This is a genomic window from Solibacillus sp. iso_87 (genome assembly GCF_056173085.1).
On the sequence record NZ_CM149656.1, the window covers coordinates 1158447 to 1174381 of the forward strand.

Consider the following 15935-nt stretch of genomic DNA (forward strand, 5'->3'; position numbering starts at 1 on the left):
TCCTTTTAAAATTCGGCCGCCTGAAATTTTGTTGTAGCCGACTTGAAATATTGATAATAGATAATAAAACCAATAATCGGAACAATCGGTGCACCCATTAGTACAATATCCATAATACTAAATATAAGCACAATCACTAAATGAACAAACGTAAAGAGAAAAAAGTAGCCAATTACTGTACCAAACGAAACGCTTTTCGAACCCTTTGTCGGATTGTTTAAATAGTTTTTCAGCATTGATCCGATGGAAGCGATTCCGGCAGCAAAAGCAATTGAAAGAAAGGAAAATTCAAAGCCTCCGATTTGATTATTCAAATATAAATAAGTTTGATAAATTCCGATAGGAACTGCAATGATAAGCAAGAGCAGCAAACTGAAGATAAACAAGCTTTTTACAAAGTCTTTTGGATCAATCGGCATTACACGTAATCGTTTCATAAAATGGTTCTCGAGTATATAGCTCGTTCCTAATGACGGTGAGAGCATAAATAAATAGAAAGTCAGAAAACCTAAATTAATTTCTTTGCTAATTACCCACTGAATTGCGATCATTCCTATAATAAATAAAAAAACAGTGATAAATAGTTTTCTCGATAGATAAAAATGAATTTTAAGTAGTGCTATCAAACGACATCCCTCCTGTTTTCAAGAAAGTAAGTGATGCTTGCTGCGATGATGAGCAGGATCAATAAACTCACAAATAAAATGAAACTTTGATAAGTAGATAATCCTCCAAGAAATACGAATAATTGTGATAATCCTAATGGAATAAGAAATATAAAGAAGTTCGTAAATCGCCCAAACTTGCTTCGGCGAAACAGCAGGAAAAAAGCGATAATAAAAAAGCTGATGCCAAAGCTTACTAATAGCTGTCTGACGGAAGGCAAAACAAGCTGCTTTTCCAACAATGTTTGAATAGCGGTGGTTGCTGCAATTGTATAAAGGATATAGTACAGTGTGTAACGTCCTAAAAAAGAGAGATCCAAATAGAAAAACGTCTTTCTGGAAATCGGAAACAAACTTGTCATGACGAGCTGGCTCTCCCGTTGATCCAAATAAACGGCACATAGCGCTGTGATACTGATGGACATTATAAAGTACGCCGCGAATTCGTCACCCACAAATAATAAAGGGAGAGCGACAATCGATGCCACAAGTGGTGTAAACAAAATCCATGCAGACAATTGCTGACCGTAAAAACGAAAAAGCATCTGTTTCATTTTTTCCGCCCCTTTATGAAAAACAGCATCAGATCATCAATCGTCGGTTTTTGCAGTTCAATAACGGGATTTACGAATTCACGCATAACCAAGTACTCAATCCCAAATACATAATCCCGTTTGCCGATAATCGAATGGTTCGGTATAATTTTCGCTTCTTCATGCGATCCTTTCCAAATTCCGTACCCGTACAGCAGGTCATCTTTATTTTCACTGAACAAAATTTCGCCATCATGGATAAATGTTATCGTATCTGCGATTTTCTCTAAATCCGTCGTAATATGCGAAGAAAAGAGAATGGCATGATCTTCTTGTTCCATAAAGTTTTGTAGCATACCAAGCACTTCATCGCGTACAATCGGATCAAGACCGCTCGTTGGTTCATCCAGCAGCAAAAGTTTTGGCCTATGTCCCAATGCAAGTGAAAGGGCGAGCTTCATTTTCGCTCCTTTAGACATCGTTTTGATTTTGTCATACTTCGGCACATCCAGCTGCTCCAGCAATCGATAAAAATAAGGACGGTCCCAAGTAGGATAAACATTTCCGTACAGGACGTCGAGCTCCTTTGGTGTAAAACTTTCCGGTACATGGAGTTCATCAAATACAACTCCGATTAGCGCCTTGGACTCCACTTCATGTTCAATATGATCTTTTCCGAATAAAAGGATGTCTCCATCAATTTTTTTCAGCAAATTTAATATCAGCTTGATCGTCGTTGATTTTCCGGCACCGTTTTGCCCGATAAAGCCTGCAATCGTTCCGCTCTCAACCGTGAACGAAATATTATTTAAACGGAATTTTTTAAATTGCTTCGAAACATTTTTTACTTCAATTGCGTTCATCATCATTCCTCCAATAGTAAATCGAGTAAGTCATGCAGTTCCTCTTTCGGCACATTGGCAGTTTTCGCGATGGATACCGCTTTCGTGAAATGCATTTCAATTTGGCGGATCAGCTCTTCCCGCAGGAAATCCTGATTGCGTTCCGATACATAGCTCCCTTTACCGGCAATCGTGACGATAAAGCCATCCCGTTCCAAATCTGCATACGCCCGCTTCGTTGTCATAACACTGATTTTCAGTTCTTTCGCCAATGCCCTTATAGAAGGCAGGGAATCACCTGTTAATAGTGTGCCTGTCAAAATGGCCTGTTTTAACTGGTCGGTAATTTGCTCATAAATAGGTTTTTCGCTGTTATTGCTCAATTTGATAATCAATCGTTTCACCTCGCATGTTCAAACTGTGTATGTACAGTATATACAGATATGGCATATTTTGTCTACCTGAAATTCAAGAAACAAAATTTTTACGCATTTGAATTTTAAACTATATTATTTACCATTATTATTTTTCCGAACGAGTGCCGTGTGACTCGTTGCCCGCGAATAGGTCCTTCAAACTTAAATGATGAACCATTTCACTTCTGCCAAAGTTGATGCATATAGTAATGTAGGCTCTTACAAGAGGAGGGATACAATGCTTTTATCAGAGCTCGCTGAAAAAGAACTGATCGAAATGGAAAACGGTGTTCGATATGGATTTTTAGCTGAGACGGAATGTATTTTTGATGCCAAAACTGGAAAGATTGCCGGATTTGAAATGCCGGCGCAAATGGTAAAAATGCCATTCCAAAAGAAAAAGGCAGGGATGGTAAAATATATTCCTTGGACTGAAATTATTTTAATTGGGGAAGACCGGGTATTATTTCAAAAAACAACATCGACATTAAAGCATGCCAATGATGACTGAACGCTGGCTTGTGATCGGTACAGATGAGCGGATGAAGTTTTTGGCGAAGCAATTATCGACAAATGATCGCACGGTGTATTACAAAAATACGACTGTTTGGGATGAAGCACTGAACAAAGTGGCGTTGGAGCTGCACCCGACAGAAATTGTGTTGCCGATCCACCCTTTATCGATGCAAGTGGAGGAGCTTTTAGGTATTCGTCAGGCACGATTTTTTGCGGGAAAATTGACAGATCAATGGAAACAAATTCTTGGAAACAAGCAAGTGCATTACTATTTGGAAGATGAAACATTCATTTGGAAAAATGCTGCACTTACTGCAGAAGGCTTTTTAGCGCATTTGTATAAAGAAAAGGTAAATGTACAGTATAAAACAATTATGATTACAGGGTTTGGACGTGTAGCAAAAATGCTTGCCCTGATTTTAACACGTCTCAATGCAAAGGTCATCATCGCCGTACGTTCGGAAACGCAAAAAGCCGAGGCCCTTGCATATGGCTATCAAGGTATTGAATTAAATGAGAAAAACAGTATGGAAGCGGATTTTCTGATTAATACGATTCCGACAAAATGGCTGACAAAGGATTTTGAATCATGGATGATCCGTCCGATTTATGATGTCGCATCAAGCCCGGGATGTTTGAACGATATCAAATTATCTCAATATGAGCTGCTACCTGCATTACCTGGGAAATACTTTCCGCAAGCTGCAGCAAACTTATTATACGAAACGATACTAGAATTACGAAAGGAGGAAGCAAATGCTTGAGGGAAAACGCATTGGTTTAGGAATTACCGCATCACATTGTACGTATGAAGATGTCGTACCGAAAATTACCCAATTTCGTGAAGCCGGTGCAACCGTTGTACCGATTATAACGCCTTCTGTATTACATGCTGCTACACGATTTGGAACGGGTGAAGAATGGATTGAGAAAATCGAAGCACTCGCGGGAGAAAAGGTCGTCAGTTCCATTGCGGAAGCGGAGCCGTTTGGACCGAGTAATCCGTTAGACTGTATGGTAATCGCACCGATGACAGGGAATTCGATCAGTAAGTTTGCGAATGCCGCAACAGACAGTGCCGTACTGATGGCAGCAAAGGCGACACTTCGAAATGGTTCACCTGTAGTACTTGGTATTTCAACGAATGATGCGCTTGGGTTAAACGGAATGAATTTAATGAAATTAATGAATGCAAAAAACATTTTCTTCATTCCATTCGGTCAGGACGATCCAATAAAAAAACCGACGTCGCTCATAGCGGATTTCACAAAAATGCTCGATACTGTAGCATATACGCTCGCTCATAAAAAACAGATACAGCCAATATTTATACAATATTTTAAATAATCAAATTATCTCGCACAATTCTAATAATATATGATACAATATCCAACATTATATACATACCGATATTTTTAGGAGAGATGAGACATGACAAAGAAATTGAATGTTGCCGTAGTTGGGGCAACAGGAGCTGTAGGTTCAAAAATGATGGAGAAGCTGATTGAGCGCAAATTTCCAATTGCATCTATCAAGTTTTTAGCTTCTGCTCGTTCAGCGGGAAAACAAATTGAATTCAATGGTGAAAACTATACGATAGAAGAAGCGAAACCGGAAAGCTTTGAAGGGATCGATCTTGCATTATTTTCAGCAGGCGGAGCTGTATCTGAAGTGCTGGCACCTGAAGCAGCAAAGCGTGGAGCGATTGTTATTGATAACACAAGCCATTTCCGTATGGATCCAGAGGTACCGCTTGTTGTACCGGAAGTAAATCGCCATGCATTAAAAACGATTCCAAAAGGGATTATCGCAAATCCAAACTGTTCGACAATTCAAATGGTTGCAGCATTACAGCCGATCCGTGAAAAGTTTGGTTTAACAAAAGTTGTTGTATCGACATATCAAGCGGTATCCGGTTCTGGTGTGGCAGCAATTGAAGAGCTGCGTGAACAAAGTGCACAGTGGGATGCAGGGAAAAATGTTGAAGCGAAGGTTTTACCGGTTAAATCAGATAAAAAAAATTATCCTATCGCACGTAATGTCATTCCGCAAATTGATAAATTTACGGACAATGGCTTTACATATGAAGAAATGAAAATGATCAACGAAACGAAAAAAATTATGGAAGCACCTGAGCTGAAAGTTGCTGCAACATGTGTACGTGTTCCGGTTGTTTCAGGCCACTCAGAATCGGTTTATATCGAACTGGAGCAAGAAGCAACAGTACAGCAAATTTTTGACGCATTAACTGGAGCACCGGGCATTGTTCTGCAAGATGATATTCGCGAACAGCTTTACCCGATGCCGATTTTTGCGGAAAATGAAGAACCGACATATGTTGGACGTATTCGCCAAGATTTAGACAACAAAAAAGGATTCCACTTATGGATTGTGTCAGATAATTTATTAAAAGGGGCTGCACTCAACTCTATTCAAATTGCAGAAGCTATGCTAGAGGATCACTTACTATAAGGGGAGGATTATTAGTTATGGATTTCGGACGTATTGGTACAGCGATGATTACGCCGTTTAAAAAGGACGGTACGATTAATTATCCTGAGTTAGAACGAATTATTGATCATTTAATTGAAAATGGTACAGATTCAATTATTGCTTGTGGAACAACTTCGGAAAACCCGACAATGTCAACTGAGGAAAAAATCGAGGTCGTGCGCTTTACAGTCGAAAAAGTTGCAGGACGCATACCTGTTATTGCCGGTACAGGGGATAACGAAACAGCCTACTCGATTATGATGACTCATAAAGCAGAAGAAAATGGGGCAAACGGAATCATGCTCGTAACTCCATATTATAATAAGCCAAACCAGCGCGGCATGTATGCCCACTTTAAAACGATCGCAAAAGAAACGAAGCTTCCTGTCATGCTGTATAATGTACCTGGTCGTACAGGTGCCAATATTTCAGCGGAAACAACGATTGCGATCAGCAAAGACGTACCGAATATTACATGCATTAAAGAAGCAAGCGGTAACCTGGATCAAATGGGTGACATCATTGAAAATGTCGATCCGGATTTCTATGTATATTCAGGGGATGACGGATTAACATTGCCACTGCTTGCAATCGGCGGACGCGGCATTATTTCTGTCGCTTCTCATATAGTAGGGAAAGATATGCAGCAAATGGTTCGCGCATTTGAAGAAGGCCGTCATCAGGAGGCTTCACAAATTCACCGTGCATTACTGCCGCTCGTTCGTGCCTTATTTGCACAACCGAATCCATCACCAATTAAATACGCGATGACAAAATTAGGCTTTGATACACTTGATGTACGGATGCCGATGATGGAAATGCTGCCGGAAGAAAAGGCGGCATTTGATGAAATTTGGGATACGTACCAGGAAAAAGCAAAAAGTTTCCGCGCATTACAAGTGAACTAACACTTACACAGTCACTCCTTCCGATGTGAAGCGGGTGACTGTTTTTTTATTTTTAGTCAGTTTGAGGATTATAGCGGCTGAACTGAGGATTAATGTTCAGCAATTGAGGATTATAGGACGAGGCTTGAGGATTATAGGCTATCAACTGAGGATTATCCAGATAAAACTGAGGATTAAAATTTCGACATTCTGTAAAACGGTTGTGATTTTAATTTACCCGCAGTTCCATAAAAAAAGAAAATCACTTTTTTATTTGTACTAACGTCATTCTCACCGTATAATGAACTTTAAGTGGTTGCTGTTCGGAACAATTTAGGAGGAAATAAAGTGACAAAATCAAAAAATGAACTAATCCGTGTCATTCCATTAGGTGGAGTAGGCGAAATCGGAAAATCAATGTATGTAATAGAAATCGATGAAGAGCTTTTCGTAGTAGACAGTGGGCTCATGTTCCCAGAAGACGAAATGCTTGGAATTGATATCGTCATTCCAGATATCACGTATTTAGAGGAAAATAAAGAGCGCGTAAAAGGTATTTTCCTTACACATGGACATGAAGATGCAATTGGATCAATTGCGTATGTATTAAAGAAAATTAAAGCACCGGTATACGGTTCAAAGTTAACGATCGCATTGGCGAAGGAGCATTTAAAAGAATTGCCTGCACCTTACCAAGTGAAATTCTTTGAAGTATCGAGCAATAGTCGCATGAACTTCAATTCTACTTATGTGACATTCTTCCATACAACACATAGTATTCCAGATTCATTAGGTATCGTGTTCCATACTTCTGAAGGCGCGATCGTTCACACGGGCGAATTCAAATTTGACCAATCGGCAACAGGCAAGTTCAAGCCGGATTTGGCAAAAATGGCGATGCTCGGTGAAGAAGGCGTATTCATGCTTTTATCAGAATCAATGGAAGCAGAACGCCCAGGCTATACAACAAGTGAAGCAGTGATTGCGGAAGAATTGCAAAAAACGTTCCATTCGGCACCGGGTCGAATTATCGTAGCATTATATGCATCAAACTTTATTCGTATTCAGCAAGTGTTCAGACAAGCTGCCGCATCGTACCGTAAAGTCGCGGTAGTCGGGAAATCATTAGAGAAAATGGTCGATATCGGTGTAAACCTTGGCTATTTGGAAATCGATGAGTCAACACTTGTACCAGTAAACGAAATTCATAAATATCATGATGACGAAATTATTATTATGGCAACGGGCAACAAAGGTGAACCACTTGATGCACTAGATAAAATTGTGCGTAAACACCACCGTGACATTAAAATTAGAAATACAGATACAGTTTTAATTACATTTACACCATCACCAAGCATGGAAGTGCAAATGTATAACACAATGAACCAATTGGCTAAAGCTGGCGCACATGTCATGACTTCAAACAAAAAAGTCCATGTTTCCGGCCACGGCAGTGCGGAAGATTTAAAATTGATGCTGAACTTTATGAAGCCAAAATACTTTATCCCGGTACAAGGGGAGTACCGCATGTTAATTGCGCACTCAAAACTTGCACAACAAGTGGGCTTGCAGAAATCACAAATCTTCATCGCAGATAAAGGCGATATTGTCGAGTACAAAAACGGCAAAATGCGCATGACAGGACGTGTACAGGCGGGGAATGTATTAATCGACGGAATCGGTGTAGGCGATGTAGGTAATATCGTTTTACGCGACCGTAAACTGCTTTCTCAAGATGGTATTTTCATTGTCGTTGTGACACTGAACCGTGCACAGAAAAAAATTGCTTCAGGTCCCGAAATTTTATCGCGCGGATTCGTTTATGTACGCGAATCTGAGCAGTTAATGGAGGAAGCTTCTGAAATCGCACGCGAAGTGATCGAGAAGTATGTCGGCAAAGAAACGTTCGAATGGACAAACATTAAGCAAGAAATTCGCGACACATTAAATCAGTATTTATTCCAAAAAACAAAACGTCGTCCAATGATCATTCCGATCATTATGGAGTACTAATTTGAGGGAGAGGCAACTATAGTTGCACCTTTATCTAATAATCAAAAAGGGTTTTCTTACTTTAAGCGTGAGAAAGCCCTTTTTCTACTAAATTTCCGGAGTGGAGATGTACCTTGTTACTAGTATTAGAGAATGCTGGATAAATGCGGTAAAAACTATCCGAAAAAAACTGATTTTTCGGTACATAGCAGTAAAAATTATTCTATTCAGCACAAACTAAGTTAATTGATTAAATATAACGCCTCACCATAACCCGGAAGCCTATACAGCAACTTTGGCGTCTAACATTAAGGAACAATTTTAAGTAGGTGAACAAAGATTGGATAAAAAGAAAAGTACTAAAACAAAAGCAAAAGCAAAAGTAAAGCCGACGCTAAAGCCAAAAACGAAAGAGGAGCTCCATCCGCTCGCATATGAAATTATCGGATTGCTGCTCATCGCATTAGCCATTATCGAATTTCTTGAGTTCGGACTCGTTGGAAGAATGCTCCATTCTATCGCCATGTTTTTCTTCGGCAATTTGCATTTTATCATCCCATTACTCTGCTTTTTAGTTGCAGGGATGTTAATGGTCAAACGCCGGGGTGTCGCATTTAATACCCGTGTCGTATACGGTGTGCTGTTTGTCGGGGCAAGCTTGACGATTTTCAGTCATAGCTTGTTATTCGAGCAAATGCATGCAACGAACACACTGTTGTCAAATTCCGTATTAAAAGAAACGTGGAGAATACTTATTAGCACAGATGGAATCGCAAACCGCAGCAATGCGCTTGGCGGCGGTATGATCGGCGGATTATTATTCAGCCTGTTCCATGTATTATTCGACGCATCCGGAGCAAAAATTGCCGCATTTGTATTATTGGCAATCGGGATAATTTTAATTACCGGGAAAGCGCTCGTGCCAATATTAGTGGAGAAAGTCCCTGCACTTAAGGGAAAGTTCAAAAGAACGAAACGCAGCACAAGAAGTAAGCCGAAACCGGAAGTTAAAGAGAAGCAGCGTCGTTCTAAAACTGAACCAATTATGGATGAGGAAGCGGCTGATTTGGAAGACCTGATTATTACGACAGCAACGCCAACACATCATGAGCCGATTATTTCGAATTTTGTGGAGCAAGTAAAGCAGGAACAGCAAAAAGGAACTGAAATCGAAGTAGAAGAAAAAATAAGTGAACCGATTATGGCAGTAACATCCGAAACGGACCAAACATACATTTTGCCGTCCATGCAGCAACTAAACCCGCCTCCGGAACATGATCAAAGCGGTGAATATTCGGTCATTCAAACAAATGCAAAGAAACTGGAACAAACATTTTTAAGTTTCGGTGTAAAAGCGAAAGTGACACAAGTTCATTTAGGTCCAGCAGTTACAAAATATGAAGTAATGCCGGACACAGGTGTAAAAGTAAGTAAAATTGTCAGCCTTCAAGATGACTTGGCACTTGCCCTTGCAGCAAAAGATATTCGTATTGAAGCACCGATTCCAGGGAAATCGGCTGTCGGAATCGAAGTGCCGAACAGTGAAGTGGCAGTTGTAACATTACGTGAAGTGCTTGAAGCAAATGAGCAGGTGAAAGTCGGGGCCAAATTGCTAGTAAGTTTGGGTCGCGATGTAACAGGCCAGGCGATTGCGGCAGAATTAAACAAAATGCCACACTTATTAGTAGCCGGTTCAACAGGGAGCGGTAAAAGTGTATGTATCAATGGCATTATCGTGTCATTATTGATGCGCGCAAAACCAAGTGAAGTAAAAATGATGATGATCGATCCGAAAATGGTGGAGCTAAGTGTGTATAACGGCATTCCGCATTTATTGGCGCCAGTTGTAACAGATCCGCGTAAAGCGGCACAGGCATTACAGAAAGTCGTGTCGGAAATGGAACGACGCTATGATCTGTTTTCACACTCCGGTACAAGGAATATTGAAGGATATAACGAATTTATCGATATAAGCAATGAAGGTGCAATGGAAAAACAGCCGAAGCTTCCGTATATTGTCGTAATTGTCGACGAGTTGGCGGACTTAATGATGGTTGCCTCGAGTGAAGTGGAAGATGCGATTACACGACTTGCCCAAATGGCGCGTGCAGCAGGGATTCACCTCATTATCGCAACACAAAGACCGTCTGTTGATGTTATCACCGGCATCATCAAAGCGAATATTCCTTCACGTATTGCATTTGCCGTGTCGTCGGCTGTCGATTCCCGCACTATTTTGGATATGGGCGGCGCCGAAAGATTACTTGGCCGCGGTGATATGCTGTATTTACCGGCAGGGGCATCCAAACCAGTCCGTGTTCAAGGTGCATTTGTAAGTGATCATGAAGTGGAAAGAATTATTAACAGTGTCATTGAGCAGCAAAAAGCTCAATATGAGGAGGCGATGATTCCGACCGATGAACCGATTGTTGACGTGATGGACGAAACGGACGATCTGTATGACGAAGCCGTACAGCTCGTACTGGAAATGCAAACAGCTTCCGTATCTTTACTGCAGCGCAGATTTAGAATCGGGTATTCACGAGCAGCCCGAATTGTCGATCAAATGGAGCAGCGCGGGGTTGTCGGACCACCAGAAGGAAGTAAACCACGTCAAGTACTAGGAAATCGATTTTAACTAGTAAAACCTTGACATTGTCGCACTTTTCTGAATATATTCTTTTCTATAAGTTTTGAAATAATTTCGCTAATTTTTCACATTAACGTGACACATTTAAAGAAATATGTTTTCTTTTTTCGTTTAAAGTGTTATATTATTCACGAATTAGTAGGAATGTTGTACATCAGATGTCTGATCTCTATGTTATGGTGGTGATACTAATTGACAATTAAAGCAGATCATCGTCATTTATACTTACAAGTTATTGATCGTTTGAAGTCAGATATAGATAAAGGGACCTATCGTGAGAACGAAAAATTACCCTCAGAGTTCGAACTTTCAAAAACATTAGGTGTAAGTCGTGCAACGCTTCGTGAAGCACTGCGACTTTTGGAAGAAGAAAACGTTATAATCCGTCGTCATGGTGTTGGTACATTCGTCAATCCAAAGCCGGTCTTTACGTCAGGCATTGAGCATTTATCAAGTGTATCTTCTATGATTGAAAACGCTGGTATGAATCCAGGCACAATCTTCATCAGTGCGAAGGAAGAAAAAGCCACGGAAGATGATGTGGAACGTTTCCAAGCTGACATTGATGACAATGTTATCACGATTGAACGTGTAAGAACGGCAGACAATGAACCGGTCGTCTACTGTGTAGATAAAGTACCGGCAAATTTACTGCCAAATGAATTTATAAGTAATCAAAGCGTTTCGATTTTTTCGGCTTTAGAGCAAACCGGATCTATCCGTGTCGCATATGCAGTGACATATATTGATCCTGTAGGCTTCCACGATGAAGTATCACCGATATTGAAATGTGGGCCGGAAACAGCATTGCTTGTATTAAAGCAACTTCACTATGATGAAAATGATCGTGTTGTTCTTTATTCAAAAAATTATTTCAGAGCTGACAAATTCAGCTTCCATGTAGTACGTAAACGGGTGTAGAACAATAATTTCTATTATTTAATTCCTGCTAATATCAATTACCTTTGAGGGGGACTCATTAATGAAAAAGCGTAAATTTGGTTTATTAATTTCTTCTGTAGTAGCAACTGGTGCAATTTTGGCGGCATGCGGAACTGACGAAGAGTCAACTGATTCAAAAGACACTTCAAACAATGATTCTACATCTGGTTCTGAAACAAGCACTGACGCAGGTTCTGGCGATTTCTCAATCGCAATGGTTACAGACGTTGGTGGCGTAGACGACAAATCATTCAACCAATCAGCTTGGGAAGGTGTTCAACAATTCGGTGCTGACAACGGCCTATCTAAAGGTGACGGTGGTTTCGACTACTTACAATCTCAATCAGATGCTGACTACAACACAAACTTAAACAACTTATTACGTCGTGACTTCGATTTAGTATTCGGTGTTGGTTTCATGATGGGTGATGCAATTGAAGAGATCGCTAATGACAATCCAGATGCACAGTTAGCATTAATCGATGCTGAAGTAGCAGCTGACAACGTAGCAAACATCCTGTTCAAAGAGCAAGAAGGTGCTTTCTTAGCTGGTGTTGTTGCAGCTTCAATGTCTGAATCAGGCAAAATCGGTTTCGTAGGTGGCGTTGATATCCCAGTAATTAACCGCTTCCACGCTGGTTTCATCGAGGGTGCAAAAGCTGTTAACCCGGATATCGAAATCCAAGTAAACTACACAGGCGTTTTCGATGATGCATCTAAAGGTAAAATCGCTGCGAACTCAATGTACTCTTCTGGCGTAGATATTATTTTCCACGCTGCTGGTGGTACTGGTAACGGTGTATTCTCGGAAGCTAAAGAGCGTAAAGCAAAAGATCCGGATGCGAACGTATGGGTAATCGGTGTTGACGCTGACCAATACGCAGAAGGTCAAGTTGATGACTCTACAAACATCACTCTAACTTCTATGTTAAAAGGTGTTGACAACGCAGTAGTGGATATCGCTACAAAAGCGAAAAACGGTGAGTTCCCAGGCGGTGAAACAACTGTTTACGGTTTAGCTGAAGACGGTGTTGGCTTAGCAGATTCTCGTGGTGCGATTCCTCAAGAAGTGTTAGATAAAGTAGAAGAATATAAAGAGAAGATTGCTTCTGGCGAAATTAAAGTTTCAGAAGAAAAACCTAAAGATAAATAATAATTCTTAATGGTAGTCATCATAGGGGAATTATTCCCCTATGATGATTTTCTAATTTACAGGTCTGTTTTAAATATTCAGTAAATTGGAAATGTAAGCGTTCTATTTTCATAGAATTGTAGGAAAAGGGACGTATTTAGAGTAGGAATTCGTCTTAAAAAATTAATAGATGAAAGATTTTCCCAAAAATCTTTCATGTGTTAATTTTATAAAAATACTTTTAAAGATAAATAGCCTAAGGGAGTGAGTCTAGTGGAATACGTGATTGAAATGCTAGGGATCCGCAAAGAGTTCGGTAATTTCGTAGCAAACAACAATATCACCCTCCAATTAAAAAAAGGCGAAATTCATGCACTACTAGGGGAAAACGGTGCAGGTAAATCGACTTTAATGAATGTACTTTTCGGTCTATATCAACCAGAAGCCGGAGAAATTAAAGTACGCGGAGAATCAGTAAAAATTACAGATCCGAATAAAGCAAATGATTTAGGAATCGGAATGGTGCACCAGCACTTTATGCTTGTGGAAAACTTTACGGTTACGGAAAATATCATTTTAGGTAGCGAACCAACGAAACTGGGAGCTATCAACATTAAAGATGCTGCAAAAGATATCGCTGCATTATCGAAGAAATACAACTTGGATGTGGATCCATATGCGAAAATTGAAGATATTTCTGTCGGAATGCAACAGCGTGTGGAAATTTTAAAAACGTTATACCGCGGTGCAGAAATCCTTATTTTTGACGAGCCGACTGCATCATTAACACCGCAAGAGATTACGGAATTAATGGCGATTTTAAAACTTCTGATCAAAGAAGGCAAGTCGATTATCATCATTACGCATAAGCTGAAAGAAATTATGGAAGTATCTGACCGTGTAACAATTATCCGTAAAGGTGAAGGTGTTGGAACGGTAGTAACAGCTGAAACGAATCCGGATCAGCTTGCGGAATTAATGGTAGGGCGACAAGTAGAATTCAAAACAGAAAAAGGGGAAGCAAACCCTACTGAAGAAATCTTCAAAGTCGAAAACCTTGTTGTAACGGATTACCGAGATGTTGAAAAAGTAAAAGGTCTGAATTTATCAATTCGTCGTGGTGAAATCGTTGGTATTGCAGGGATTGACGGAAATGGTCAATCAGAATTAATTGAAGCAATTACAGGACTGCGCAAAATTAAGAGCGGTAAAGTAACATTAGGCGGCAAAGATATTACAGGCTTAAAACCGCGTGAAATTACGGAAACTGGTGTAGGACATATTCCTCAGGACCGTCACAAACACGGGCTTGTCCTGGATTTCCCTATTGGGCACAATATCGCACTACAAACTTACTACAAATCGCCAATTTCAAAAGGCGTTATTATGGACTATAAGAAAATTAATGAAAAAGCGCGCAAAATCATTGAAGAGTATGATGTTCGTTCAGGTCAGGGAGAAATGACGCCAGCACGTGCGCTTTCAGGCGGTAACCAGCAAAAGGCGATTATCGGACGTGAAGTCGACCGTGATCCGGATCTGTTGATTGCAGCACTTCCTACTCGTGGATTGGACGTAGGGGCAATTGAATTTATTCACTCTCGTTTAATCGAGCAACGTGATAAAGGTAAAGCCGTATTATTGATTTCGTTTGAATTAGATGAAGTTATGAACGTTTCTGACCGCATTGCCGTAATTTATGATGGGACAATCGTTGATACGGTTTATCCGAAAGAAACATCTGAACAAGAGCTGGGCTTATTAATGGCCGGTGAAAAACGTAAAGCAAAGGCAGTTAAGGAGGGGAACGAATAATGTCAAATCGAGTTGTGAATCTGCTCGTTCCACTCATCTCGGTAGTTTTAGGATTACTCGTTGGCGGTATCATCATGGTTGTCAGCGGCTATGATGCAATCGATGGTTATACAGCACTATGGAATGGTATTTTCGGAGATTCTTATTCTATCGGTAATACGATCCGTCAAATTACACCGTATATTTTAGCAGGTCTTGCGGTAGCATTTGCCTTCCGTACGGGATTATTCAACATCGGTGTTGAAGGTCAGCTATTAATGGGTTGGCTTGCAGCGGCATATGTCGGTTATGCAATTGATGGATTACCACGTATTATCCACTTGCCATTAGCATTACTAGCGGCTGCGGCAGCTGGTGCATTCTGGGCATTTATCGTAGGTTTCCTGAAAGCAAAACTTCAAGTACACGAAGTAATTGCTTCGATCATGTTAAACTACACAGCATTATACTTAACAAATGCTGCGATTAAATCATTATCAGACGGCGGATTCAAAACGCCAACGGTATTAGAGTCAGCGACATTACGTAATCAGTGGTTACGTGAAATTACGGACAATTCAAGTCTTCACTTAGGGATTATCGTGGCACTGATCATGGTAGTCGTAATGTGGTTTATTTTAGAAAAAACAACTCGAGGTTATGAGTTGAAAGCAGTAGGGTTCAATAAAAACGCTGCTGAATATGCAGGTATGAACGTAAACCGCAATATCATTTTAGCAATGACAATTTCCGGTGTATTCGCCGGTCTTGGCGGTGCGATGGAAGCGTTAGGAACGTACCAAAATGCTTCGATTAAAGCAGCAGCTTCAGGTATCGGATTCGACGGGATCGCCGTAGCATTACTAGGTGCGAACAATCCGATCGGTGTATTCTTCGGGGCTTCATTATTCGGTTCCCTGAAATACGGTTCATTAAACATGCCGAACGAAGCCGGTATTCCGGAAGAAATCGTATCGATCATTATTGCAGTAATTATTTTATTCGTAGCTTCAGGCTATATTTTACGTGTTGGTTTACAGAAATTCGGAAAGAAAAAGGAGGGCAAGTAA

The 15935-nt window shown here is 40.3% G+C and carries 15 protein-coding genes; 11 read left to right on the forward strand and 4 right to left on the reverse strand.

The genetic code is table 11. The annotated features are described in order from the left end of the window. Positions 1-5 precede the first annotated feature (5 nt). The 4 genes from AC0VXV_RS05645 to AC0VXV_RS05660 are packed head-to-tail and all read right to left on the reverse strand — an operon-like array spanning position 6 to position 2435. The gene (locus AC0VXV_RS05645; protein WP_475530683.1) at positions 6-626 is read right to left on the reverse strand and encodes a hypothetical protein; all 621 of its coding nucleotides are present in this window, start codon (positions 624-626) and stop codon (positions 6-8) included. Beyond that, on the reverse strand, positions 623-1219 hold the full coding sequence (locus AC0VXV_RS05650; protein ID WP_475530684.1) for an ATPase: 597 nt from the start codon (positions 1217-1219) through the stop codon (positions 623-625). The genes AC0VXV_RS05645 and AC0VXV_RS05650 overlap by 4 nt, the downstream gene beginning before the upstream one ends. Then, positions 1216-2067 (reverse strand): ABC transporter ATP-binding protein, encoded by an 852-nt coding sequence (locus tag AC0VXV_RS05655; RefSeq protein WP_475530685.1) that lies wholly within the window; start codon positions 2065-2067, stop codon positions 1216-1218. Before AC0VXV_RS05655 ends, AC0VXV_RS05650 begins: the two co-directional genes overlap by 4 nt. Next, on the reverse strand, positions 2064-2435 hold the full coding sequence (locus AC0VXV_RS05660; RefSeq protein WP_340717682.1) for a GntR family transcriptional regulator: 372 nt from the start codon (positions 2433-2435) through the stop codon (positions 2064-2066). Before AC0VXV_RS05660 ends, AC0VXV_RS05655 begins: the two co-directional genes overlap by 4 nt. 259 nt (positions 2436-2694) lie before the next feature. Here AC0VXV_RS05660 and AC0VXV_RS05665 point away from each other — a divergent pair, with 259 nt between their 5' ends. The 11 genes from AC0VXV_RS05665 (at position 2695) to AC0VXV_RS05715 (ending at position 15935) form a co-directional block, all read left to right on the forward strand. After that, complete coding sequence (locus tag AC0VXV_RS05665) at positions 2695-2967, forward strand: YlmC/YmxH family sporulation protein (protein WP_475530686.1); 273 nt, start codon at positions 2695-2697, stop codon at positions 2965-2967. Continuing rightward, a complete protein-coding gene (locus tag AC0VXV_RS05670; protein WP_475530687.1) occupies positions 2957-3736 on the forward strand; it encodes an NAD(P)-dependent oxidoreductase in 780 nt (259 codons plus the stop codon). The genes AC0VXV_RS05665 and AC0VXV_RS05670 overlap by 11 nt, the downstream gene beginning before the upstream one ends. Beyond that, positions 3729-4319, forward strand: coding sequence for a dipicolinate synthase subunit B (locus AC0VXV_RS05675; RefSeq protein WP_340717685.1), 591 nt, complete (start codon positions 3729-3731; stop codon positions 4317-4319). Before AC0VXV_RS05670 ends, AC0VXV_RS05675 begins: the two co-directional genes overlap by 8 nt. Before the next feature lie 84 nt (positions 4320-4403). Then, entirely contained in the window at positions 4404-5444 is a 1041-nt protein-coding gene (locus AC0VXV_RS05680) for an aspartate-semialdehyde dehydrogenase (RefSeq protein WP_475530688.1), read from the forward strand. 17 nt (positions 5445-5461) lie between these two features. After that, positions 5462-6373, forward strand: a complete 912-nt coding sequence (dapA, locus tag AC0VXV_RS05685; RefSeq protein ID WP_475530689.1) for a 4-hydroxy-tetrahydrodipicolinate synthase — start codon at positions 5462-5464, stop codon at positions 6371-6373. A gap of 327 nt (positions 6374-6700) precedes the next feature. Then, complete coding sequence (locus AC0VXV_RS05690) at positions 6701-8368, forward strand: ribonuclease J (protein WP_079525327.1); 1668 nt, start codon at positions 6701-6703, stop codon at positions 8366-8368. Between the two features lie 319 nt (positions 8369-8687). Beyond that, positions 8688-10985, forward strand: coding sequence for an FtsK/SpoIIIE family DNA translocase (locus AC0VXV_RS05695; protein ID WP_475530690.1), 2298 nt, complete (start codon positions 8688-8690; stop codon positions 10983-10985). 204 nt (positions 10986-11189) lie between these two features. Then, positions 11190-11918 carry a GntR family transcriptional regulator gene (locus tag AC0VXV_RS05700; protein WP_475530691.1) on the forward strand — a complete coding sequence of 243 codons (729 nt, stop codon included), beginning with the start codon at positions 11190-11192 and terminating at the stop codon, positions 11916-11918. Positions 11919-11979: 61 nt separating this feature from the next. After that, on the forward strand, positions 11980-13092 hold the full coding sequence (locus AC0VXV_RS05705; protein WP_475530692.1) for a BMP family lipoprotein: 1113 nt from the start codon (positions 11980-11982) through the stop codon (positions 13090-13092). A gap of 252 nt (positions 13093-13344) precedes the next feature. Further along, positions 13345-14886 (forward strand): ABC transporter ATP-binding protein, encoded by a 1542-nt coding sequence (locus AC0VXV_RS05710; RefSeq protein ID WP_475530693.1) that lies wholly within the window; start codon positions 13345-13347, stop codon positions 14884-14886. Further along, positions 14886-15935, forward strand: a complete 1050-nt coding sequence (locus tag AC0VXV_RS05715; protein WP_079525337.1) for an ABC transporter permease — start codon at positions 14886-14888, stop codon at positions 15933-15935. Before AC0VXV_RS05710 ends, AC0VXV_RS05715 begins: the two co-directional genes overlap by 1 nt.

Bases quoted from the DNA above. Each gene is read 5' to 3' on its own strand.
- AC0VXV_RS05650 (WP_475530684.1), bottom strand. From the start codon at position 1,219: ATGAAACAGATGCTTTTTCGTTTTTACGGTCAGCAATTGTCTGCATGG.
- AC0VXV_RS05655 (WP_475530685.1), bottom strand. From the start codon at position 2,067: ATGATGATGAACGCAATTGAAGTAAAAAATGTTTCGAAGCAATTTAAA.
- AC0VXV_RS05665 (WP_475530686.1), top strand. From the start codon at position 2,695: ATGCTTTTATCAGAGCTCGCTGAAAAAGAACTGATCGAAATGGAAAAC.
- AC0VXV_RS05670 (WP_475530687.1), top strand. From the start codon at position 2,957: ATGATGACTGAACGCTGGCTTGTGATCGGTACAGATGAGCGGATGAAG.
- AC0VXV_RS05675 (WP_340717685.1), top strand. From the start codon at position 3,729: ATGCTTGAGGGAAAACGCATTGGTTTAGGAATTACCGCATCACATTGT.
- AC0VXV_RS05680 (WP_475530688.1), top strand. From the start codon at position 4,404: ATGACAAAGAAATTGAATGTTGCCGTAGTTGGGGCAACAGGAGCTGTA.
- dapA (WP_475530689.1), top strand. From the start codon at position 5,462: ATGGATTTCGGACGTATTGGTACAGCGATGATTACGCCGTTTAAAAAG.
- AC0VXV_RS05705 (WP_475530692.1), top strand. From the start codon at position 11,980: ATGAAAAAGCGTAAATTTGGTTTATTAATTTCTTCTGTAGTAGCAACT.
- AC0VXV_RS05715 (WP_079525337.1), top strand. From the start codon at position 14,886: ATGTCAAATCGAGTTGTGAATCTGCTCGTTCCACTCATCTCGGTAGTT.